General features: G+C 56.9%; 20 protein-coding genes and 1 pseudogene. 14 read left to right on the top strand and 7 right to left on the bottom strand.

The genetic code is table 11. From position 1 onward, the window contains the following. Position 1: 1 nt before the first annotated feature. Positions 2 to 763: a bestrophin-like domain gene (locus LMG28727_RS12595; RefSeq protein WP_201642648.1), complete on the top strand. Its 762-nt coding sequence runs from the start codon at positions 2 to 4 to the stop codon at positions 761 to 763. A 344-nt stretch (positions 764 to 1107) separates the two neighbouring features. On the opposite strand, the gene LMG28727_RS12590 is transcribed toward LMG28727_RS12595, so the two are convergent. After that, entirely contained in the window at positions 1108 to 1830 is a 723-nt protein-coding gene (locus LMG28727_RS12590) for a response regulator transcription factor (protein ID WP_201642881.1), read from the bottom strand. Between the two features lie 436 nt (positions 1831 to 2266). Here LMG28727_RS12590 and LMG28727_RS12585 point away from each other — a divergent pair, with 436 nt between their 5' ends. The 3 genes from LMG28727_RS12585 (at position 2267) to LMG28727_RS12580 (ending at position 4869) form a co-directional block, all read left to right on the top strand. Next, positions 2267 to 3553, top strand: a complete 1287-nt coding sequence (locus LMG28727_RS12585) for a helix-turn-helix transcriptional regulator (RefSeq protein ID WP_201642647.1) — start codon at positions 2267 to 2269, stop codon at positions 3551 to 3553. Between the two features lie 665 nt (positions 3554 to 4218). Then, positions 4219 to 4353 (top strand): hypothetical protein, encoded by a 135-nt coding sequence (locus LMG28727_RS34530; protein WP_268960474.1) that lies wholly within the window; start codon positions 4219 to 4221, stop codon positions 4351 to 4353. A gap of 81 nt (positions 4354 to 4434) precedes the next feature. Further along, a complete protein-coding gene (locus LMG28727_RS12580; protein ID WP_201642646.1) occupies positions 4435 to 4869 on the top strand; it encodes a cupin domain-containing protein in 435 nt (144 codons plus the stop codon). A gap of 196 nt (positions 4870 to 5065) precedes the next feature. Here the strand turns inward: LMG28727_RS12580 and LMG28727_RS12575 are convergent, their stop codons facing one another. Then, on the bottom strand, positions 5066 to 5920 hold the full coding sequence (locus LMG28727_RS12575) for a CPBP family intramembrane glutamic endopeptidase (protein ID WP_201642645.1): 855 nt from the start codon (positions 5918 to 5920) through the stop codon (positions 5066 to 5068). Between the two features lie 580 nt (positions 5921 to 6500). On the opposite strand from LMG28727_RS12575, the gene LMG28727_RS12570 reads away from it, so the two are divergent. The 3 genes from LMG28727_RS12570 to LMG28727_RS12560 all read left to right on the top strand — a co-directional run bounded on the left by LMG28727_RS12570 (position 6501) and on the right by LMG28727_RS12560 (position 8525). Further along, a complete protein-coding gene (locus LMG28727_RS12570; protein WP_201642644.1) occupies positions 6501 to 6638 on the top strand; it encodes a hypothetical protein in 138 nt (45 codons plus the stop codon). A gap of 101 nt (positions 6639 to 6739) precedes the next feature. After that, a complete protein-coding gene (locus LMG28727_RS12565) occupies positions 6740 to 7831 on the top strand; it encodes an aKG-HExxH-type peptide beta-hydroxylase (RefSeq protein ID WP_201642643.1) in 1092 nt (363 codons plus the stop codon). Positions 7832 to 7859: 28 nt separating this feature from the next. Beyond that, on the top strand, positions 7860 to 8525 hold the full coding sequence (locus LMG28727_RS12560) for a class I SAM-dependent methyltransferase (RefSeq protein ID WP_201642642.1): 666 nt from the start codon (positions 7860 to 7862) through the stop codon (positions 8523 to 8525). A gap of 7 nt (positions 8526 to 8532) precedes the next feature. Here the strand turns inward: LMG28727_RS12560 and LMG28727_RS12555 are convergent, their stop codons facing one another. After that, positions 8533 to 8778 (bottom strand): hypothetical protein, encoded by a 246-nt coding sequence (locus tag LMG28727_RS12555; RefSeq protein WP_201642641.1) that lies wholly within the window; start codon positions 8776 to 8778, stop codon positions 8533 to 8535. 39 nt (positions 8779 to 8817) lie between these two features. Between LMG28727_RS12555 and LMG28727_RS12550 the strand changes: the two genes are divergently transcribed. After that, positions 8818 to 9918 (top strand): ATP-grasp domain-containing protein, encoded by a 1101-nt coding sequence (locus LMG28727_RS12550; RefSeq protein WP_201642640.1) that lies wholly within the window; start codon positions 8818 to 8820, stop codon positions 9916 to 9918. Next, positions 9915 to 11012, top strand: coding sequence for a Rossmann-fold NAD(P)-binding domain-containing protein (locus LMG28727_RS12545; protein WP_201642639.1), 1098 nt, complete (start codon positions 9915 to 9917; stop codon positions 11010 to 11012). Before LMG28727_RS12550 ends, LMG28727_RS12545 begins: the two co-directional genes overlap by 4 nt. 386 nt (positions 11013 to 11398) lie before the next feature. Here LMG28727_RS12545 and LMG28727_RS12540 read toward each other — a convergent pair whose 3' ends face one another. The 3 genes and pseudogenes from LMG28727_RS12540 to LMG28727_RS34140 form a co-directional block, all read right to left on the bottom strand. After that, on the bottom strand, positions 11399 to 12430 hold the full coding sequence (locus tag LMG28727_RS12540; protein WP_201642638.1) for an amidohydrolase family protein: 1032 nt from the start codon (positions 12428 to 12430) through the stop codon (positions 11399 to 11401). Between the two features lie 54 nt (positions 12431 to 12484). Beyond that, on the bottom strand, positions 12485 to 13300 hold the full coding sequence (locus LMG28727_RS12535) for an alpha/beta fold hydrolase (protein ID WP_268960473.1): 816 nt from the start codon (positions 13298 to 13300) through the stop codon (positions 12485 to 12487). A 159-nt stretch (positions 13301 to 13459) separates the two neighbouring features. Continuing rightward, positions 13460 to 13622 (bottom strand): annotated as a pseudogene (locus LMG28727_RS34140) (IS6 family transposase); the annotation flags it as partial. 131 nt (positions 13623 to 13753) lie between these two features. On the opposite strand from LMG28727_RS34140, the gene LMG28727_RS12530 reads away from it, so the two are divergent. After that, positions 13754 to 14185, top strand: coding sequence for a hypothetical protein (locus LMG28727_RS12530; RefSeq protein ID WP_201642636.1), 432 nt, complete (start codon positions 13754 to 13756; stop codon positions 14183 to 14185). Between the two features lie 62 nt (positions 14186 to 14247). Here LMG28727_RS12530 and LMG28727_RS12525 read toward each other — a convergent pair whose 3' ends face one another. Beyond that, positions 14248 to 14688 (bottom strand): hypothetical protein, encoded by a 441-nt coding sequence (locus LMG28727_RS12525; RefSeq protein WP_201642635.1) that lies wholly within the window; start codon positions 14686 to 14688, stop codon positions 14248 to 14250. A gap of 603 nt (positions 14689 to 15291) precedes the next feature. Here LMG28727_RS12525 and LMG28727_RS12520 point away from each other — a divergent pair. The 4 genes from LMG28727_RS12520 (at position 15292) to LMG28727_RS12505 (ending at position 21361) form a co-directional block, all read left to right on the top strand. Then, the gene (locus LMG28727_RS12520) at positions 15292 to 16305 is read left to right on the top strand and encodes a LacI family DNA-binding transcriptional regulator (protein WP_201642634.1); all 1014 of its coding nucleotides are present in this window, start codon (positions 15292 to 15294) and stop codon (positions 16303 to 16305) included. A gap of 431 nt (positions 16306 to 16736) precedes the next feature. Then, the gene (locus LMG28727_RS12515) at positions 16737 to 18026 is read left to right on the top strand and encodes an MFS transporter (protein ID WP_201642633.1); all 1290 of its coding nucleotides are present in this window, start codon (positions 16737 to 16739) and stop codon (positions 18024 to 18026) included. A gap of 827 nt (positions 18027 to 18853) precedes the next feature. After that, positions 18854 to 20413, top strand: a complete 1560-nt coding sequence (locus tag LMG28727_RS12510; protein WP_201642632.1) for a glycoside hydrolase family 28 protein — start codon at positions 18854 to 18856, stop codon at positions 20411 to 20413. 558 nt (positions 20414 to 20971) lie between these two features. After that, on the top strand, positions 20972 to 21361 hold the full coding sequence (locus LMG28727_RS12505; protein WP_201642631.1) for a DUF6232 family protein: 390 nt from the start codon (positions 20972 to 20974) through the stop codon (positions 21359 to 21361). Positions 21362 to 21697 lie beyond the last annotated feature (336 nt).

Here is a 21697-nt window from a genome sequence, read left to right as displayed (position 1 = left end):
TATGAATCACTATGTCCTGTCTATCGTCGTACTGGCTCTAATTCTTGCCAGCGCAGCGGTTGGTTCGCATGTGCGCGCCAGCCTCGCAGATCACCATTTCGCGGAGGAATCGCTAGCCGCGATGCGTATCGCCGTCGGTCTGGTGGCGACGCTCTCGGCATTGGTGCTCAGCCTGCTCATTTCGTCGGGCAAGTCGTCACTCGACCTGGTCAACACCGCTCTGCAGCACAACAGCGTCGCGATGATTCAGCTGGACCGAACCTTGTCCCAGTTCGGCCCATCGGCCGACGGTCTGCGCACCGACATTAAAGACGACTATGGTCGATGGATCTCTTTCTTGTTTTCCAACAAAACCGGTACGACCGCAGAAGCAGAATCGCGACAAATCCTCCAGCATACCTACGAAATCCAAGGGAAAATTTTCGCTCTAAAGACACCAGAACTTGGGCAGGACAAATTTCGCAGCCATGCAATGGAGCTTTGGGACGACATATTTGCGGGTCGATGGCTTGCGCTGGAACATAGAAGAGGCTCGATTCCGACGCCTCTGATCGTCGTCCTCGTCGGATGGCTCACTGTCATATTCGGCATATTTGGCTTCAGCGCACCAAGAACCTGGAGCATGTGCGTCGTATTTTCTCTTTGCGCGTTATCGGCTTCAACTGCCGTGTTCGTCGTGTTGGATCTCGACACGCCATTCCAGGGGATGGTCAACGTGTCCAAGACGCCCCTGCTGGATGCGCTCAGGTTCATTGGAGGATGACACGCGCTTTCGGGCCGCTCGGTTCTGTCGGACGATCCTAATCGCGCTCTGATGTGAACTGAGACGTGGCGGGCCGCGATCAGCAGCTTCGAAGTCGAGCCATCATGCAAATGAAATTTGCAGACTGTTTTGCCGCAAATGCAGGCTCATGTCCAATCAGCAACTTGCTTGTGCAGCGGCGATAACATTCGCGATCGCACCGCTCATTTCCGCCTGTTGCAGTTCAATCGACAACGCGTATGGGTGAAAACTGCCTGATGACCTGGTCGTGCTATCGGGCGAACCGTCCTCGTCCACCGGCGGGTCCGCCACGTCTTCAGCGACGTGGCGCCCGGGACGCAAGATCAATGGGTAACCTCTAAGGTCTTCTGAACCGGCGTAGCCCTACGTTGTGTGCCACTCAGAGGTTCCGTCGGCATCACGGTCCAGCCGATGCCACGGATGTTGCGGATCAACGATTGTCCATACTTCTTTCGCATTCCGTGGATCAATACGTCGACTGCATTGCTTTCTACCTCTTTTCCCCAACCGTATAGCCGTTCTTCGAGCTGACCTCGTGACAGCACTCTGCCACGTCGTTCCAGAAAAGCATGCATCAGCACAAATTCACGCGCGGATAGCATTGACTCAGTACCGTTAAAGAGGAAAGTGCGCTTGTCCAGATCAAGACTGATCGTTGCGTCGCCGATTCGCGAAGTTGGGTAGCCCGCCGTGCGCCGCAGCACAGCACGAATGCGCGCGAGCAGTTCTTGGGTATCGAACGGCTTGAGTACAAAATCGTCCGCGCCAGTGTCGAGACCACGTGTGCGCATTTCAGGATCGTCATTCGCGGAGAGCAGCAGCACTGGAATCGCGTTACCTGCGGCACGCGATGCCTTCAATAAGTCGATTCCGCACAGACCCGGAAGCCCCTGTTTGAGGAGAGCCACGGTGTAGCACGCATTTTCAATGGCAGTTCTGCCGTCTTGTCCACTACGAACCCAGTCCACTTTATAGTCTGCTCCCTTCAATGCGGAGAACAGTTTTCGACCTATATCCAGATCATTTTCAACAAGTAATACTCGCATCATTTCCTCGTGAATTGCCGAAAGCGTTCGCCTGGTTCGTCAACTGAACGCCGTGTGTTTAATCGAGCCCTGTGTTGTTTCGAAGGTCTATCGGAGCAACTTCCAGACGCCCCGACATTCACTACCTGCGCGCTGCATGGTTTATCCGTTACAGGTGCGGTGCTCTGGAAGAGCGCACCGCAGCGAATAAGGTTTTTTTAAGAATTCACAGAATTAATTGCAGCGGGTCCAGAATGAAAGCGCTCGGAAAGCCAGCATGCGTGGCCAATCTTTCTCCGAAATCCGCTGGGCTGAATTGTGCGAGTTCGTATTTAAGAAAACATCTCCATAACTGGGGATAGCCGAGCTATTGTTCTGGTAACGGCACAATTGCGCATTGGGCCAAGCTTACGATTTGCCTTCGATATCTTGCTGACACGCTCCCGAGTCGTGCCAGATGCAGGTAATCATGCGAGGTGACTGTATGCCCGGATACGGTGCGGACGAGCTCGTCGGAGAGATTTACGAAGCCGCAATGGGACAGCGGAACTGGCTGGATGTCGGCGTTGGGATTCGACGGCTGACGGGCGCGCTCTCCGTGGCAATGTGGGCGCCCGGACTGGATAGCGAAACGAAGTCGAATCTGCTGATGCCGTTCGACGAAATGCAGGCAAAGCATCAGTACTTCTCGCACGGTCTGAAGGTCAATCCATTTCACAATTGGGGATTCACCACAGCCTCAGCGTTGGGGACGCGGGCGTCCTATCCCGTCGTGACGAGCGGTGAAGAGATCATTTCCCGGCAGGAACTCGTCAAAAGCGCTTATTACCACGAGTGCATGCGCGAATACGATCTTCAGCACGTAAGCTACGCCCGGCTTACCAACTGCGACGCGATAGGGATCGGCTTCAGCCGCGATGGCATATCGGGCCCATTTGACGCAGAGGAACTGAAGCTGATTGAGCGCCTTCTTCCGCATCTGGAGAGGGCGCTGCAACTGCGTCGGCAAATGTCGACTATCGCCAGCCGGCCTGATCATGGCCGGGCCGCGCTGGAGGCGCTTCCTGGATACACGATGATCGTAGCGGCGGATATGCGGATCCTGTTTGCGAACATGGCCGCGATCAACAAGGCTGCGACCGCCTCTTGTGGCTTGCGCGTCGTGAGATCGGGGCCAATGCCTGGCAGTTCGTCATTTCTCACTGCCGCGCATCGTGACGACAACAGAACACTCGCAGCACTTGTTCTGGCGGCGGCGTCGGGACGCTCTGGAGGCGCGATGCGGGTTCGTTCTACCGCGACAGCATCCTTGTCGACCGGTCTGGCCGTTGTTGTTTCGCCCGTTCCTGATTGCCTGATTGGCGCAACGGGGGCCGACCCGCGAATGCAACTGGCGAAAGGTGTCGCACTGGTGACTGCGCGGGATATATCTGCAAGACAATCACCCGCTCATGGAGAAATGCTGAGAAGCCTATTCGATTTATCGCGAGCGGAAGCCGATGTGGCGATGACGCTGATTGGTGGACGATCGGCCGAAGACGTAGCGCGCTCTCGCGACGTTTCCCTCGGAACGGTTCGCTCGCAAATCAAAGCAGTTCTCCGAAAAATGGACGCGTTGAATCTGAGAGATTTTGAGCGAATCGTTGCATCGGTTGAAGCGATGCTGCCCCCTGCGGCGGCTGATTCCGTCGGTGAGAAATCGACAATGCCGACATCCAGTTCGATCCCTCTTTCATCGGCTTGAACGAAGACCTCCTGTAACGGCCACGCTTCTTGTCGAATCACTGCTTTGAGAAAATGACCATCACGAAAGCGATGATGCCACCCTATGGGTTCCTCCGGTCGACTGGCACGCTGCCCGGTATGGGAACGCACTGACTAAGGCACCCATTCGAGAAAAGACGATGATGGAGAGGCAAGCGTAGCGGGTAACAAAAGCTGGCGAATTTGCGACAGCTTCCGCACTTTCGTGTTGTGCCCAGGTTACAGGCGAGACAGGACAAGCGCGCTTGCTGACGCAATGAACCCGGCCGTCATCGTTCCGGCTACGAGCATTAACATCAAAATTCCAAGACCCGTCGCGCTGTCTTTCAATGATTTCATTTTGTTGTTCTCCAAAGTGAAGCCCGCCTGAAGCGAACTGTGATTTCTGATTGGCTACATCTTCCTATCTGTTCGCTAACTGAGAATTACGCCTCGTCGATAGGTCCGGTCGATTCAATGCCCGCACGCATGAAGAAGCGCGCACCCCGTCTGTGGTGGCTTCCCGGAACTACTGGCTGTCGAACTCCACGTCGACAAAGTAATTCCCTTCTAACTCAGGGCTTCTACAATTTCGACTTGTGGTCGTCGAACACATCCACCCGCTAATCCCGTGATGAGCACATAACCCAAAACGGAACAGCCACGTTGAAAGACAAAATCAAAACTGCAGACGAAGCCATTGCGTTGATTCGCCATGGAGACGCAGCGAGGCCGATCAGGTTTGTTGGAATGGGCACGCCGACGGAATTGATCGCAGCGCTGGGGCGTCGTTTCTTCTAAAGCTTGGGGAACACGACGAACTGACGCTGTGATCTGCGTCCCTTTGCACAACTCCCATTTGAAGAAAAAGGAGCATCTCTCGTGCTGTTCATCCGTCGACTTGCAATCGCCTTGTCTCTGGTCCTGTTCACGATCCCGGCGTTCGCCGCGCAAACGACCAATCCGGAAAGTGCGGTTTCCACCGTTCTCCTCAAAACCGAACACTCATGGGATGGCAAGTTATATAAAAGCTATCCTGCGGGCCAGCCGCAGCTCACTGTTCTAAAGATTATTATTCCCGCTCATACGACGCTACCGTGGCACCTACACCCGATGCCAAACGCTGCGTATGTATTGTCCGGAAATCTGCATGTGGAGAGCAGAGACGGCCGCCATAAGACGACCCTGCACGCAGGCGACGTTCTGCCTGAAATGGTCGGAAGCGCTCACCGCGGATACACCGACAATTCGCCCGTCGAACTCATCGTATTCTATGCAGGGGCGAAGGGGATGCCCACCGCCATAAAAGTGAGATGAGCACGTCGCGGTGCTCAGAAATCTGCGAATTGCGCGGGTATTGCTTCCGTCGATAGAAAGCGCCTGGTGTGAGTCAATGCGTTCTACGCCGATTTACTGCAGCATTCGCCAGTACCGATTTTTCATACGCGAAAGCCACAGATTGCAGCGTCCTGCATCGACATATCGAAGTCCTGCGAGTAGCACCGGAAGCGATTCACAACTTCCCGGTTGGCTGCAGCATCGGGTAGGTAAACAGGAAAAAGTGCGTCACGTTCAAGCCAAAATGAGCGAGCACTGCGGCCTGAAGTCCGCCGAAGCGGTAAGCCACTCCATATCCAACGCCCGCGATGCTTCCAAGGGCGACCCATTGCCACCCGCCCGCGGCGTGGCCGAGTCCGAACAGCCCTGCCGCGACAAAGATGGCAATTGCGTCTGCACAGGGCCACTGCTTGATAAGACGATTCAGGCCGCCCTGCAGATAGCCGCGAAACAGCGCTTCTTCAGCAAACGTGACAAGCAGCAGATTGTTTAGCAGCCACAGCCAGCTAGCGGACGGCCATTTCGGTTCCCATGTGACGATTCCTAGCAGCAAGGCGACCATCAGACAGGCCGCTGTCGTCAGCAGCATGCAGACTACCCCCACCTTCATCGAATTAAACAGCTGGTGCTGCGGCCGAGTCCACGGCAGCATTAGCAGGATCCAGAAGCCAATCAGGGGCTTGTCCAGGTTGAGGTACATCGTGAACGGCACGGCATCGGCAGTGAAACGCTGGGCGGCGATGACGCGGAGGTTATGAAAACCCGGTAGCCAATGCATGTTAAGTGCAATGGCAAGCGCGATGAACAGCGCGTGCCCGATGAACTGAAGATACGGTTTCCGACGTGGCAACACGGCATAGGCAGCAACGAGCAACAATGCGACCGGCACCGCCGCCACGAGGCCGAGTTGTCCGTTCGCGAGCGCAGCGCTGTAGCCGACAATCAGCAATCCAATAGTCAGCCACCGGGAAACCGATAACCATGTCGCCAGCGCGGCAAGCATAACTGCAACCCACGGTAACGCGAACATTTCGGCTCCCAGGAATTGATCGCCCGAAAGCTCGGGTCAACGGTCTGAATGTATTCCGTCAGGCGAGCGCATAGCCTTCCTGATTGATTAATCTACTGCGCGATGAGTTGAAAGAATTCAGCCTTCGCAGATAGATCCATGAGTTCAAAGATGCACCATTATCTCTGACGCAGAGTCGACAGTGAAAATATTATAGACAAGACGGCCGGGACGACTCCGCGCCACCAAGGTCCGGAAAACCGCGTCGACAAGGTTGCATCCGCAGCCGGCGGTTCCATTTTCGACGCGGCACCCAACGCAGCAAAACAAGCCGCCATCTGCAAGTCTCGTGATACGCGGCGCCTGCTCTGCAAGATGCCTACTCGTCTCCGCGTACACGCGGACAACCTCCCGATTCCGCCGATGCCGGTTACAGCTCGCCCCATATCTTCACAACGCGCCGTCGCTCGGATTCGCGAAGCGCCGTCTATCCGACGCAGCTAATTCTTTGCTAATAGAAGCAGCATAAATTGTGTTCTGGAGACTGACTTTCGATTGAGAGAGCAAGTTGATCCAACTTCACTTTACTTTGGAGAAGTCCATGAATGCCACCGTCAAGCTGAATTCCGAGCAAACCGTTAACGCCCTCATTGCCCCGCAGCAGGAAGAGTTCGTCCTGCCCGAAGGTATCGTCGCAGACGGCGCGGACCTCGTCCCAACCGTGCAATACCTGATGTAACCGCGCGCGGGGAGTGCATCGCGTTGCCGGCAGATAAACCGCAACGCGTGCATCCCCGCTCTTTCTTCGCGCGCCGACCTGCGCAGACCTCGCTAGCTACCATGAACACCACCGTTGAAATGCTGGACGATCCGACCGAATGGCGAAAGCTGATTTATCCGGCATCCGGAGTGAGCGAATTGCTACGGACTCGACTACAGGCAAAGATGAAAGACTCGCTGCGAAAAGTCCTGCTAGAAATTGCGCGAGTCATGCCAGCGAAGCTAACGCGTGGTAGCGATGTCGTTGCAGGACTCGACAGTTCGCGCCGATACTCTCCGCGCCTTTACTTCACCTATTTTGGCTTGCTTCAGGAGATGGCACGCTCCGACGCAAGCGCTGTTGCTCTGCGCTGTGATGACCTGCTGGATTGTTTGCACGCGCCCTATTCTGACGCCTTCGAAATTCGCGCGGACGTCGACGATATCACCCGGTCTTTTCTGCGCGCACATCAAGCGGCGACACGCTCCGATGCAACCTTTCTGCAAATCGCGTCGAACGCAGAGCATCACGACACCGGCGAAGCGGTAGCGCGTTGCGACGTAAAGTCTGCTCGCCGGCACCTTGGTGATCTGAGAAACGCAATCTCGGCTAGCAACCCAAACCTCGCGGATGAGATCTCGAAGATCGTGTCCGTCGTCCAGTTAATGCCTCCCGCTTTTTCGGCTGAGGCAGCGTCAAGCCTGGCGGCATTCGGCATGGTGCTCGTGCGGCCACCGTCGGGAATTCGAGAGCAATACAAACGGTTCTTCTACTTTGACCGCCTGCTTCACGAGGCTGCGCATATCTACCTGAATATGCTCATGACCTTCGATCCGCTTGTGAACAATGGTACCGATCCTGCACCATCGCCCGCGCGCCAGACACTGCGCCCTATCAAAGGCGTACTGCATGCGCACTTCGTGTTTTTCCGCTTACTGCATGCGTACCGCCATGCACCCGAATTCATACGGCAAACGCACGCGCCCAACCCGTCCCCCGACGAGATCGAGCGTTTGAGCCTGTCCGCGCTGCCGTTGTCATTTGCTGTCAGAGAAGCCGTCTACCTCGACAAGTTCATGCAGGGGGACGCGATCCTGAGGTCTCGTGCCGTTTTCACGAAGCCAGGGCAAATTTTTCTCGATTCCATGAGGGAGGCTGTTTGTCATGTGTGATTTTCCGCTGGGTGCCCTCGACCAACGCGTGGTCGACCGCCTGTTGCAACTGAAGCCCTTTCCTGAATCACTGCTTGAAATGGGATGCGGCGAAGGCCGCAAGCTGCTAACGCTCAAGCACGCCCATAACATGACCGTCTGCGGTGTCGATACGCACGAGCCATCGTTATCCTCGCTGACTAGCGCTGGCGTAGAGGCAATGGCCTGCGACATGCGGCGCTTGCCGTTCGACGACGGCGCCTTCGACTGGGTGCTCATTGCGAACTCACTGCACCACGTTCCCCGGCCCGGTGACGCGTTAAGAGAGGGCGCACGCGTGACGCGTCACGGGCTGGTAATTTGTGAGCCGTGGTGGGATCTCAGCATCAGCTCACAGCGCACCACGCACGCCTTATGCGACTGGTCGAATTCGGTGGTGCAAAGCTTCGGCTATTTCCACCGCACAGGCCTGTCCGCAGGCGAAATTCTGCAACTGGTCAACTTCAATGCGACGTCGGCCGAGATCCATTACGAGCTCGAGATCGAGCGCTGGGACGTGCACCAGTGGCTCGCCGATTTCTCACCCTGGCTCGCCAGGCTGTCCCGCGATCACTATTTGCGCTGGCGTCTCAACGAGCTTCTGAGAACGTTGCCGACAGCAACGGCCACTCGCCCAGGCCAGGTGGTCGTCGTGGTGAAGAAGGCAACGGCGTGAGCGTCATTCACTTTTCCACCGCGAAGGGATCAGCATGAAACTCCAAAGACAGGCCGTTGTTATCGTCGGCGCGGATCGCAAGGGTTATTACATTGGGCCGACGCTGCATGGACGTGGCTATCAGTGCATCCATGTCGCATTCGGCAAGCCCGCAGGTGATGAAGCCGGTTGCCCCGAGTGGTGTACCCGCGAATTGCGCATCCTGTCCAACGACGATACGGCAATATGCGATCTCGTAGACCAACTCAAGCATTACAGCATCAAGGCCGTTATCGCCGCGGGCGATAGCGGGGTGATCGCCGCTAACAAACTGGCTCAGTTTTTCAATGTGCGCAGAAACCCCGCGGGGAGTTCTCAGCTACATCGTCATAAATTCCATATGGTGGACGCGCTCCGGCTCAATGGAGTTCCGTGCGCGGCGCAGTTCTGCTCCCGCAGTCTCGACGAAATACGCGCATGGTATCGGACCTCCGGTTTCGCGCGCGTGGTATTGAAACCCTCGCTGGGCGGTTATTCAGACGGGGTCGGTATCTGCGAGAACGAAGCGGACATCGCCGACGTTTTCACGCGCAATATCGATCGCGTCAACGTGGTGGGTGAAATCAAGGACGAGTACGTCATACAGGAATATCTGGAAGGCAGGCACTTTGTTATCAACACTGTATCGGTAGAGGGACAGCACTTCGTCACGGACATCTGGCAAGACGTCAACCACTACGAAGACACGTGGCTGATCGACGAATACTCCGACCTCATGAGCCGTAGTGCGCCCGAATTCTCCGTTTTGACGGCATATGTCTACGACGTACTCGACGCATTGCAGATACGGAATGGCGCTGCTCATACGGAGGTGATGCTAACGCTGAGCGGGCCTCGTCTGATCGAAACAGGCGCGAGGCTGGCGGGAGGAATCGACTTTTCACTGGTCGAGGAGTGCTATGGCTATAGCCAGGTTTCCGTCCTTGCGGACAGCCTCGTTGCCCCTCACCTGTTTCTCGACAGAAGCAAGTTATATGAGGCGGCTCCTTGCCGCTTCGCACGTTTCATCTATATGTCTTCGAATCTCTCTGGGCGGCTGGCAAAACATCTCCCGCTCGACATGTTTCTGGAGATTCCGAGCCTCATGAGCATCAAGCTCACTATCGCTCCGGACGGACAGCTCAACGAAACGAAGTACGCGCTAGGGCATCCTGGCTACGCGACACTCGTCGCGGACAGCGCAGAGACTCTCGAAAGGGACTACGCACGTTTTCGCCTGATCGAAGAAGCTTTTTTCGCCGCGGTGACGCTTAACGACTCACGCGACGAACGGCCACCGCAATGGATGGAACTGGATACAGCAAACTCTTATCGCCCGGATTCGAGGCGACTTCAAATGGAGTGTTCGTCATGACCCAGACGCTTTGGCTACGCGCCGAATCCAGGATGAACGAGCGCCGCACCCCGCTGATTCCGGTTCATGCGGGCGTTCTGGTCAGGAATGGCTACCGCGTGTGTGTTGAATCGTCGCTGGATCGCATCTTCCCCGACTCGAGCTATCTCGACGTGGGATGCGCACTTGCTCCAACGGGCAGTTGGCCATCAGCGCACCGCGATGCGCTGATCCTCGGCCTGAAGGAGCTTCCTGACGACCCATTCCCGCTCCGGCATCGGCACATGTATTTCGCCCATGCTTACGAGCGCCAGCGAGGCTCGCTCAAACTACTCGAACGCTTCACACGCGGCGGAGGCTTCCTTTACGACCTCGAACAGATCAAGGATAACTTCGGCGCGCAGCTCGTCACCGGTGGCGCGGGCTACTTCGCTGGACTCGCCGCCGCCACTGCTTGCCTCGACATCTGGAAGCAGAAACGGCACGGACATGATGCGCTGTATCGGATTCCCAGGCAGTTCATGTGCGTGGCCGAACTCGTTGAATACGCGCAGCGGCTGGTCCGCACCGGATTCCGGGCACCGCGCATTCTGGTGATTGGACATCGAGGCAAGTCCGGCGCTGGCGTCACGCATCTGCTCGATCAGGTAGGGCTCGCGTACGACTGTTCGCCGAAAATCACGAGGGAGAATCATGAGTTTAGAGAGCGGTTGCATGACTACGAGGTGATCTTCAACTGCATCAAGCTATCTGCCGGCACGCCGTTATTTCTAAGCGACGCGATGATCGGCTCGCACACGAAGATCCAGCTGATCGGTGATATCAGCTGCGAGGCAACGCACCCGGACAATCCCATTCCGCTGTATTCGAACCCGACAAGTTTTGCCGCGCCTGTCTGTCGAACCCGTGCCGGCATCGACATTATGGCGATCGATAACATCACAGCGATGTTGCCAGTGGAATGTAGCCGGATTCTCAGCGAGCAGATTTTCCCTTACCTCTGCTACTTTCTGCTCGCGCGGGGTGTACATGATGCTTCGCCGTTTGAACGCGTCGTTGATTCGTTTCATTCCGCGAGCGCTGCCGTGCGCGCGGAATCGACGATGGCGGCCTGAACTGACCAAGCTCGTATTGGGTCCGACCGGTGCGGTTCATTCAGAATATCTTTGGCTAACTCGTCGCCATGCCGTACGCAGCTAGCGCTCACGTGGCCATGCCATAAAGTCTGGCAAACCCACCGAACCTTCGGGCACCAGAACCTGCCATAGCAGCGGCGGAGCAGGTCGGGGCCTATGGCCTATAGCTGTCGCCTATCTGGGACTCGGCTCCAGCGGCTGCGATGGCACGAGTATCGTCTGGTCGTCGCTAGCGGGATACGGCTCTGGTTTGTTGCCCATGTTTCAATGGGCAAATATGAGGCCGCCATGCAGCGCAGCCATTTGTATCCGTACTATCGCGTCGGCGCAGCACAAGTGCCCACGCGCGCTAGACCATCACGCATTCACAAATTGAACAACCTCTCCGCATTCCGATGCGCAATCTTTTCCCTGTCTTCCTGACTCACCGGAAGATTCTCGAGAAACGCGCGTGCGCCGGTGTTCGTGAGATACGGATAGTCAACCGCGTAGATGATACGATCGGCACCGACGACTTTGTGAATGAACTCGAAATGCGGCAGGTTGAGCATGCCGCTTGGCGTTACGTACACGTGTTGCTTGTAGGTATCCGTGATCGATCGGGACAGGCACGTCACTTCCTGTGACATGGAATCGTCCATACGCTGCAGATAGAACGGCACCATCTCGCCCCAGTGACCACTGATCACCTGCAGGTTCGGGAATTTGTCGAATTGCCCGGAGAGCATCATGCGAATCACCTGCACGCCGGCTTCGTTGTGCCAGCCCCAGCCGAATAGCGACAGTCGCGCGCTCACTTCCTTGTCGAGGCCGCCGTAATACGCGTCGCGCACCTCGGGCAGCGGAAAGCCTGGGTGGACATAAACCGGCACCTTTAATTCGTTTAGCCTGGCGAGAACGGGCTCGTAACGTGGATCGTCGAGAAAAGTCTTGCCGGGACGCCCTGTGAGCAGCGTGCCTTTGAAACCCAGCTCCCTCACTGTCCGTTCCAGTTCAACCGCAGCAGCCTCCGGGTCCTGCCACGGCAGCGACGCAAAGCCACCGAACCGCGCAGGGTTCGCCTGAATCGCTTCGGCCAGCCTGTCGTTCGCCGCACGCGTGAGTTCAATGGCCTCAGCAGCAGGCGCCAGTTGCGGAGAACTGCTGTACGACAGAATCTGCATGTCGATACCGTGCTCGTCCATATCCGCGATACGGCCGGCCCCGAGATCGCGAGCTAGCTCCATGGACTTTTTGGGCGGCACGAGCGACGGGCGGATGTTCGCAAACGCAGGTGGCTTGTCGTCGACGCGGCTGCCCCAGTCGGCCATATAACCCGCTTCGGCCGCCTGCCCTTGCTGGCTGGCTTTCGCGATTGCTGCGTCAACCGTGTGTTCTTCGATGCAGATGATCTTCATTCGTTAACTCCTGGAGAAGACTGGACGCTCGCCAGGAACGGCGAGGGTCCCGGTCTATTGAGGTGCACGAGCAGGCAGGTTTTCGATCATGCGATGCAATTCGTTCGCAAACGTTTCGGCATGGATTGCGTATCCGAGATGATTGCCGACGATGTCGGCGCATGGACAGGGTAATTGCCGCGCAAGTTCGCGTGCCGTCTGCGCGTAGAAGGCGTCACCGCTGTCGCGCCCGACCACCGTGACCATCGGCACGCCTGCGCGGCGCAGCGCGTCGACATTCGGCACAAAGCTGTTGATGTGGCGAAATTCGTGCGCGAGAAAACGGTCATGGGTGCCTCCCGCCTGATCACCAGGCGCGGGCGCATTTTGGTCAAACCCCACGAATGAAGTAGCAAACAGTTTCATCGCCGGGCCGGCACCCTCAGCGACGTAGACCTCATAGACGCGGTCAAAGAACGTGCGCCATTTTCCGGCCTCGGGCTGCGGCAGCATGTCGGTAATCGGAGGTTCATGGTCGATCAACCCTCTTACGAGGTCGGGATGGTCCTCGGTGAGCTTGAGCGCAATATTCGCACCTGCGCTATTACCGAATACGTAGGCGGCACCGCGGTTCACGTCCTTGATCACAGCGGCGGCGTCGCGTCCGGCCTGTGCCATGTCCAACTCGCCGTTGATATCGCCTGTGCTGCGTGCGTTCGCCCGCCGGTCGTATTTCACGACGGTATAACGGTCGGCAAGTTGTGCGGATAACCTGGCAAACAATTTGCTGTCGCCGTTGCCACCCACCACCAGCAGCAGTAGCGGGCCCTGGCCATCGATATCGTAGGCGATGTCGGCGCCTTCGGTTTGGACGGTTCTAGACTCACTCATGAATAACTCCTGAAAATGTTGTCGGGGACGCTACGGCGTCAATAAAATATCGTAGGACATGCGCGTCTGGATATCGCCGGGGAAAGCACAGCGAATGCCTGGGCCATTCGAATCACCGCGGCGGACGAGTCGAAAAAAATCGGCCGTGGTAAGGATTTCCTATGTCATCGACGAATAGAACTGGGCGGCGACGGTTTGCGCAACTCCGTCGCCCTTCATCTGCCCTCTTCTGATCATGTTCATGACTTCGATTCCTGGAGAAAATGATGCGGGCGCACCGGAGATCCTTGAAGTCCATCAGGGGTTTGACGATGCGCTCGATGGGTGTCTGCAACTATCGCTTTCGCTAGTTGCCATCACGAAGCGTGTGAGATTGTGAACGGGCTCGACATGGATTCTGACCTCAGCGCGTTCGTTGATAATAAGTATGGGTTATAAATATGGGGAAAACACGTGGGTCTCTACGTCAATCAGAAGTGCGGATCGTGCAAGAAAAGTCTCACCCGCGGATATGTGGCGAACTATTCAGGTATAGGCGAGCCGTTTGTCGTTTGCGGGAGATGCGGCACAACGAACAACAACTCCAATCGGGTTACTGAATGGAAGTTGAAGTCCGCGCTGGGCAAATCGTTCTTTGTCTTACGACACGTCTTGTCGGTGATCATCATCTATGGGTTTGGTGGAGTGTGCGTAGGCGCGCTCATCGCCGCGAAAGGCAACATGCCTCGCTCGGATATCGTATTCGTCGCCGTTTTTGGATGCATCCTTGCCTACGGATTGCTGAGTTTCTTATTTCGTCTGGGTCGGGCTATTGGCGAGTCTAATGCCCGCATGAACAATGCGAACTACATTAGTAAGCTGAGGCGTATGGGGTTGATCCGCTAAATCGACGAAGCGTGCACGCTAATACTGTGCATCTCGGCGCACGTCGCAAATCTCAGGGACAATTAGAACTCGTGCTGCGCGCTGATGGCCGCGCCCGTGTCGCGCCCGCGAGTCACAGGAACGTGTGCGGCCGCCGAGAAATTCCAGTCCCCGATCGAGACTAGCGGGGGCGCCTGCGAATGAACGTGGGAAGGCAGCAAACCGTAGCTGTCGACCTGCGCAGCCTGATCAAGGGGACCGGTCGGCTCACCGGGGCGCACGTCCGGTTCTGTTTGGGAATCGGGTGGCGCTGCAGTTAATGACTGGGCCAGACGGGTCGAGTAGTCGAGTTCGAACGGACTCAGGAACTTCACCTGAGCAGGAACCGATGAAATCGACGAAATACCGGGAATGGCTGTAGCTGGCGCAGAAGGCGCTGGCGCGACCAGCTTGGTCGCGGCGAGATGGTTTTTCCGGGCCCCTCGGCTGGCAGGGTCGGCCGCTGCGGTTGCAGCGAGCGCCATGAGAGCCGCACCGAGAACGCAAGCTCGGATCGGGTCGCGCTTCAAGGGCGGAGAAAATCTGAAAAGGGCATCAGGGTTGTGGCGAACTCGCTAGCGTCATAGCAGACACAGTCTATGGCTAACCATCACGCCGGCAATATCGGGAGGAACCCGCGCTCGACTTCGGCGCGCCCTTCGTGACGGCGCCGTCAGCGCATCAAGCGTTTCGTCGGTGGCCGCCTGGGCCTGCTGCTCGCGCGCCGTCAATGGCGGTGACGCGCTGACTGTGCAAACCCCAAGGCGATTGGCCACTGAACCTAAAGTCGGACTAAGTGCGATATCGCTGCGATCACTCCGTGCACACTCGCGATGCTTCGTCCACCGGCTTGTTTCATGCGCTCAATCCAAATCTTTCATCAGCGTAGTCCACGCATGCGATTGGCGCGGACTTCAACAGTCGGCATCGATAATTAATGCCGCTTTTCCAATAGAATGACTAGGCTGACGCCTTCGTCAAAATCTCGAGTGAGCTAGCCAAAGGCGCTGCGGTGAAGCGCTGTCCTCGATCAGCGGCCTGTCCGCACTTAGGCAACTCCCCCAATTCTCAAGAGCGTTTGCCTTGCAATGAAAAACACGTCCCCGACGATTCGTGATGTGGCGGTGGCAGCAGACGTATCAGTTGCAACAGTGTCGAAGTACGTCAACGGCACGAAGCGGTTTTCGCCAGAGGTCGAATTGCGCCTCAAGGAGACAATCGGAAAGCTGGGGTATCGGTCGAACCCTCTTGCACGATCGATGATCACCGGTCGCACACGCACGATCGGGCTCGCTATTCTGGACATCAGCAACCCGCATTTCACGAATGTTGTCAAAGGCGCAAACCGCGTAGCGCTCGAGCATGATTACACGCTACTGCTCGTCGATACCGAAGAAAATCCGACGCGTGAGCGAGCGTTGATCGAGGCGCTCGCGCAGCGCGTCGACGGACTCGTCATTAGTTCCCGCCTTCCGGAAGACGAGTCGGCGTGGATGCTGGATCTGAACAAGCCAGTTGTGATGCTACGCCATGTGCATGAACTGACAATGCCCAACATTGGTATCGACAATCGCCTCGCTACCTATATGCTGGCTCGCCATCTCCTGAACCTTGGGCACCGTCGAATCGCATACTTGGGCTTCGGTCACGCGCCGATCAACGACGAACGAGTTCGTGGTGCACGCGAGTGCCTCGCGGAGGCGGACCTCGCGCTCGACGTATACGATGCGCACGCACCGACAGCGGCAGCGGGCGAGCAAGCCTGCTCGAAGGTTTTGCTGGGTCCGCGGCGTCCCGATGCGGTGATCTGTTACAACGATCTGATCGCCCTTGGCTTCATGAAAGAGGCGAAATCGCTGGGGTTCCGACTGCCGCAAGACGTCTCCGTCACGGGCATCGACAACGCACCCTACGGCGAATATGCCGAACCCAGACTGACCACCGTAGACACCCAGAGCGAGAAGATGGGTGAACTTGCCACGCAAAAACTGATAGACGCACTTTCTGGCCAGACCGATACCGCACATCTAATCCTTGAACCCCGACTGATCGTGCGGGAATCGACTGCTGCTTACGCGGCCGCCGGGCCGAAAAAAACGTGACAGCAGCCCGTCTTTCCCAGTTCATCGCCTAGCGCAAAGGCGGGTTTGCCTGGCGCAACGCGCCAAGCCAGAGAGAGTCAACTCGAGTAGCGTCAGCCTGCGAAACATCGTCCACGGCCTGTCGGCGCCCGAGGCTTGCACGTTGCCTAGCCTCCTTTCGAACGCCCTCTCCAGCCCTCCACGCACCGTTTTCCCTCCGGATCGAGGCATTGAAAACGCCTGTCTAAAAGGTCAGGATCGCACGCAAGTGGTTCGCAAAGAAATGACTCCGCGTTAATCCTTACTAGCGAAATCCGATCAGAGGCTCTAATCTTGGGAAAACGTTTTCCCTGATTAGCGTTCGTGAAGACGACGACTGAGCACCCCTGTCGTTGGCAAGCGAGGCAAAACCAAACGGGGCGCGCCAAGACGCCGCCCCGACGGAGATATCTATGCAGTCGATTGCCCTTGGCGCGAAGCGCGCCACCAGCCGCTACCGCTGGGTGATTTGCGGGCTTCTGTTTTTTGCGACCGTCATCAATTACATGGATCGCCAGATCCTCGGACTACTCGCGCCGGTTTTGCAGCACGATGTCGGCTGGTCGCAGGTCCAGTACGGACGAATTGTGATGACATTCTCCGCGTTTTACGCGGTCGGCCTGCTGTGTTTTGGACGCCTGGCCGATTGGCTCGGTACGCGCGTTTCCTATGCGATCGCGATGTTTGTCTGGAGCATTGCTGCGATGCTACATGCCACGGTAGGTAGCGTCATGGGATTCGCGGCCGTGCGCGCGCTACTGGGCATCGGCGAAAGTGGCAATTTCCCCGCAGCCATCAAGGCCACGGCCGAATGGTTTCCGTCGCGTGAACGCGCATTGGCAACCGGAATCTTCAACTCCGGCGCGAACATTGGCGCGGTATTCGCTCCAGCCATCATTCCCGCCATTGCCGTCGGCTATGGCTGGCGTGCCGCGTTCGTGGTGATAGGTGCGGCGGGCCTCGTCTGGCTCGTGTTCTGGTTCGCCATCTATCGCGAGCCCGATTCCGTTACGCAGGATGGCGACCTCGATGACCGTGCTCATCAGACGCGAATCGGGACTGCTGTCGATACCAAAACGCCTGCGCCCGGCTTCGGCACTCTAATCAAAACGCGCGAAGCGTGGGCTTTCATTATCGGCAAGTTTCTGACGGATCCGGTGTGGTGGTTCTATCTGTTCTGGCTTCCGAAGTGGCTCAACGAATCGCGTGGTATGGATATGCAACATATCGGCATGCCGCTCGTTTGCATTTATGCGTTGACGACGGTCGGCAGCATTGGCGGTGGCTGGATTTCCTCGGCGATGATCCGCCGTGGTTCGAGCGTGAACGTCGCACGCAAAACCGCGATGCTGATCTGTGCATGTTGCGTTTTGCCGATCGCCTTTGTCTCGCAAGTGGAGAATCTGTGGGCCGCGGTTGCAATCGTCGGGTTGGCCGCGGCGGCTCACCAAGGGTGGTCCGCCAACCTCTTTACGACGGCATCCGACCTGTTTCCGCGGCGCGCGGTCGGCGCGGTCGTCGGGCTGGGCGGCATGGCTGGATCGCTTGGCGGCGTGTTGTTCTCGGAAGTGATCGGGCAGGTATTGCAGCGCACGGGACACTACTGGGTGCTCTTCGCCATTGGCGCGCTGGCATACCTCGTCGCACTGGCAATCATGCACCTCCTGACCCCTCGTATGTCGGCAGTCAGATTGAAGTCGTAAGACGTCAATCCCGCAGTGTGGCAAAGCGGAAGGCGGAATCAGGTGATGAATCGGTACGGCCGTGGAGGATTGTTAATCCTGCCGGCGCTGTCCATTGAAGCGCAAATGCCGTTCGTTATTGCTCCGGGTGCGTTTTTCCGTCGAAGCAGATTGCGCCCGCAGGCATCCCTATGAGATGTCTGGCGCTTACAGGATGACGTACCCTGGATGGCAATATCTGACGGATTCGCGGAGACGCGTTATGACCGCCTTCTTACCGTGATTTTGACTGCGGGAGCCACCTGTGATCTGCCTGCCACAGAATGCTCATTCATGCCTGAAACGTTCAGGCCGTTCGTCGAAAAATTTATCTTCTCGCCAATCCATAGGTATCTCTAATCGCCTTCCGATACTAACTTCAGTTGTATCGGACGTGTAACCCGTGACGAATCTGCGCGCATCTCTCACGTAGAGAACAGCCGCCTGCTACGTTGCACATTGATCTTTAAAACATCATTTCCGGCGATTCGGATTTGATCATGACACTTCAACTAGAACGGAGACTGGAACATGAAAAGACGCCTTTGTTGTCTCGCTATCCTGGCATTGACGATTTCGCTCTCAGGATGTGGAGGCGATAGCCTCGGCAATCCAAATGCGGCGGCCACATCAGGTAGCGCTTCGGCGCCTGGCGGAGCATCGGCACCCGGCGGAGCATCTGCACCCGGTGGCGCATCAACGCCGACAGGTAGTACCTGTCCAGTCAACAAAGGCGATATCGACTTGTCATCGACCGATCTAACAATCTTTTCGTAAAACTAGTCGACCCAATTTCACTGGAGGAGCAAATGAATAACAAAACGTCAATCGAGAAATTCGCCGTGCGCAATGAGCCCATTTCGAGTACCCGAAGGTCGCTTCTCAAAAGCAGTATGGCGCTCGCATTACTGCCCATCCTGCGTGCTGGACATGTCTTTGGACAAACGGCACCGGCGGCGGCGACCAATTACACGACAACCGTTCCAGATTGGGTACCGACGCTGAAAAGCAATCTTCTCGCAATGGCGGAAACACTTGAGTGCACTGTACTGCCGTGGACCGGTCCTGACCTCACCGCTACTCCCGAGCAGTTCGGTTATACGGTATCGAGTACCTCAAGCCAGACGACGAGATGCATACAGGCTGCCGTTGATTTTGTCAGCGGCAAAGGGGGTGGGACGGTCAACCTGTCGACGGGCGACTACCTGTCCGGGACGATCATCCTGAAGGATAACGTTCGGCTCTCGATTAACGACGGTGCACGCCTGCTGGCCAGCACCAGCCAGAGCGACTATCCCAAGCTGGTGCCGATTACCCAGACTGAGATGGACACGTATTACCAGCAATTCTACTCGTTGATTTATGCCGAACGGGCCACCAACATAGCAATTACGGGTGGCGGGATCATTGACGGGCAAGGGGAAGAATATCCACGAGTCAACAATGAATTCGGAACTGTGTTTCGCCCGTTCGTTATACGGATCATCGAGTGCAATAAAGTACACGTTAGCAAGATTACGCTAATCAATTCGCCTGCCTGGATGCATCTCTATCTGGCCTGCAACAACCTTCTGGTCGAAAATATCACGGTCTCCAATATCTCGAACATCAATAACGATGGGATCGATATTGACGGCTGCAAGTCGGTCATCCTCAGAGATAGTGTTTTCAACACTGAGGATGACGGGATTTGCTTCAAAGGCTCCGCCGGAGGCCTGCTGCAGAATGTACTCGTAAAGAACTGCCAATCCTACAGTAGTACGAACGCACTCAAGATTGGTACCGACACTCAAGGCTCCTTTGATAGCGTCCTCGTCTACAACTGCATCCTGGGCGGCCCAAAGACTGATCGCACTACGCTGTACAAAGAGCTGGGGATTAACACGGATCCGCTTCATGTTAAAGGCGGCGTTTCCTGGGAGAGCACCGATGGCGGTTCGCTCTCGAACATTCTGGTGTCTAAATGTACGATCAACAACGCGACCAGTCCGCTCTTTCTCGCACTAGGCGACCGATTCCGACTCATGCCCGGTCAGGCAATACCTCCCGTTGGAAGCATTCAGCGGATCGTGTTCGACCAGATCTCCGGTGAAAACAATGGCCCCAATGGTTCCTGGTTTTCGGGATTTAAAGACAAGCCTATCACCGACGTAGTGTTGACCAACATCAATCTGGGCGTGAACGCCTACACGGGGAGCGTGCCGAAAGACCCAGGCGAAATCGGTGCTGGATATCCTGACCCGGGTGCCAGTCCGCTGCCGGCCTATGGGTTGTGGGGCCGTCATATCACGAACCTCACGCTTTCGAATTGCAGTTGGAGGGTCACTGGCACGGATACGCGTCCCATGATCCAGATCGAAGCAACGTAAATCGCGTGACCAGTCCGCCTGTATCGATCCAAGGTATCGCGAGAACAGCGCGAGCGCACCGATAGCGGCTTCAACGTCAGACGGCGGAAGTGAGTGCACGTCGGGTGTTCTCACTTCCGGCTTCGAACGCCGCCTTCCCAAAGCCCGTCGCTTCACCGGTGCACGCATTGCGATGAGCTAAAGGCAGCTTGCGATTCGCTTAGCCCTGAAGCCAGGGCGGGTCCGCGAATGTTGTCGCGAGCCAGTTCACGAACGCGCCCGCGTTGGTAGCTCCATGTTTCACGAACGCGGGCGCCACGCTGACTTCTGTCGAGCCTATCGCCACCGCGTATGGCTCCCGGATAGACTCCAAGCTAACATTTCGTGATCGCCGTTGTGAAAGAAATCGAAAGCCAAACAACACCAGGATTTAGTCACGAACTTCCGTAACTCAAATTTTGAGTCGGTTAAACAAGGAACGACATCCGGCAAGCCTCATAACGGAACAAGAACATCCGCAACTTCAGGCATTCGAAGTCTGGTACGCTGCGCCCTTTGCTACCGCTTGCATTCGACTCGATGGAAACCCCTTTCAATGATCGCGGCGTGTCGGTCACACGTAACGCACTCTCGTCGGCCGGCCAGGTCTTTCCGTTACGTGACGTCCTCGACGTACAGGTCGTCACCGTGCCGAAAAACAAACTGCTGCCACGCATTATTTCGCTGATCGGTCTGGTCGGCGCTATTGTTGGCGGAATATTTCGCTCGCCGGTGGGCATGGTGTGCGGTGTCATGCTGATCGTCGTCGGCTGGCTCACGTGGGCGACTCAGGACGTCACGCATCGTCTGATCGTACAGACGGCCAACGGCGAGCGCGAAGCGCTGATGAGCACCGATCGCGAGTTCGTCGAACGGGTTAGCGCGGCTGTGCATGAAGCGAAGACGGCGGCAGCGGCTCCGAAAGACTGAGCGCTGTCACTGTCCGGCGCGAAGCGAAAGAGGCAAGTGAACGCGGGACGGATTGCGTTGTGCACACCCCGTTGCCCCCTCGTCAAGACTTCAACGCGTGGGAATCCTGCGCCATCAGCGTTGCCTCGTAGTGCGCCATAGTCTGGCTGTGAGTCGCGTGAGCGGACCCGCCGCGCGATTGTCAACGCCAATCAACCCGCGCTGGCGGAGTCAAACCGCCGCCGTACGTTGACACATCTTTGCAATCGCACCCGAGCGGTCCGGTAGAGTCGCCGCTTCTGTCATCGCGTGTCCCTTCCCGCTGGCTTTCGCAAGCGCCCGGCTTCTCCGTACGCT

It is taken from the genome of Paraburkholderia metrosideri, assembly GCF_904848625.1.
GTDB classification, from domain to species: domain Bacteria; phylum Pseudomonadota; class Gammaproteobacteria; order Burkholderiales; family Burkholderiaceae; genus Paraburkholderia; species Paraburkholderia metrosideri.
This window is presented reverse-complemented; position numbering and strand designations above follow the sequence as displayed.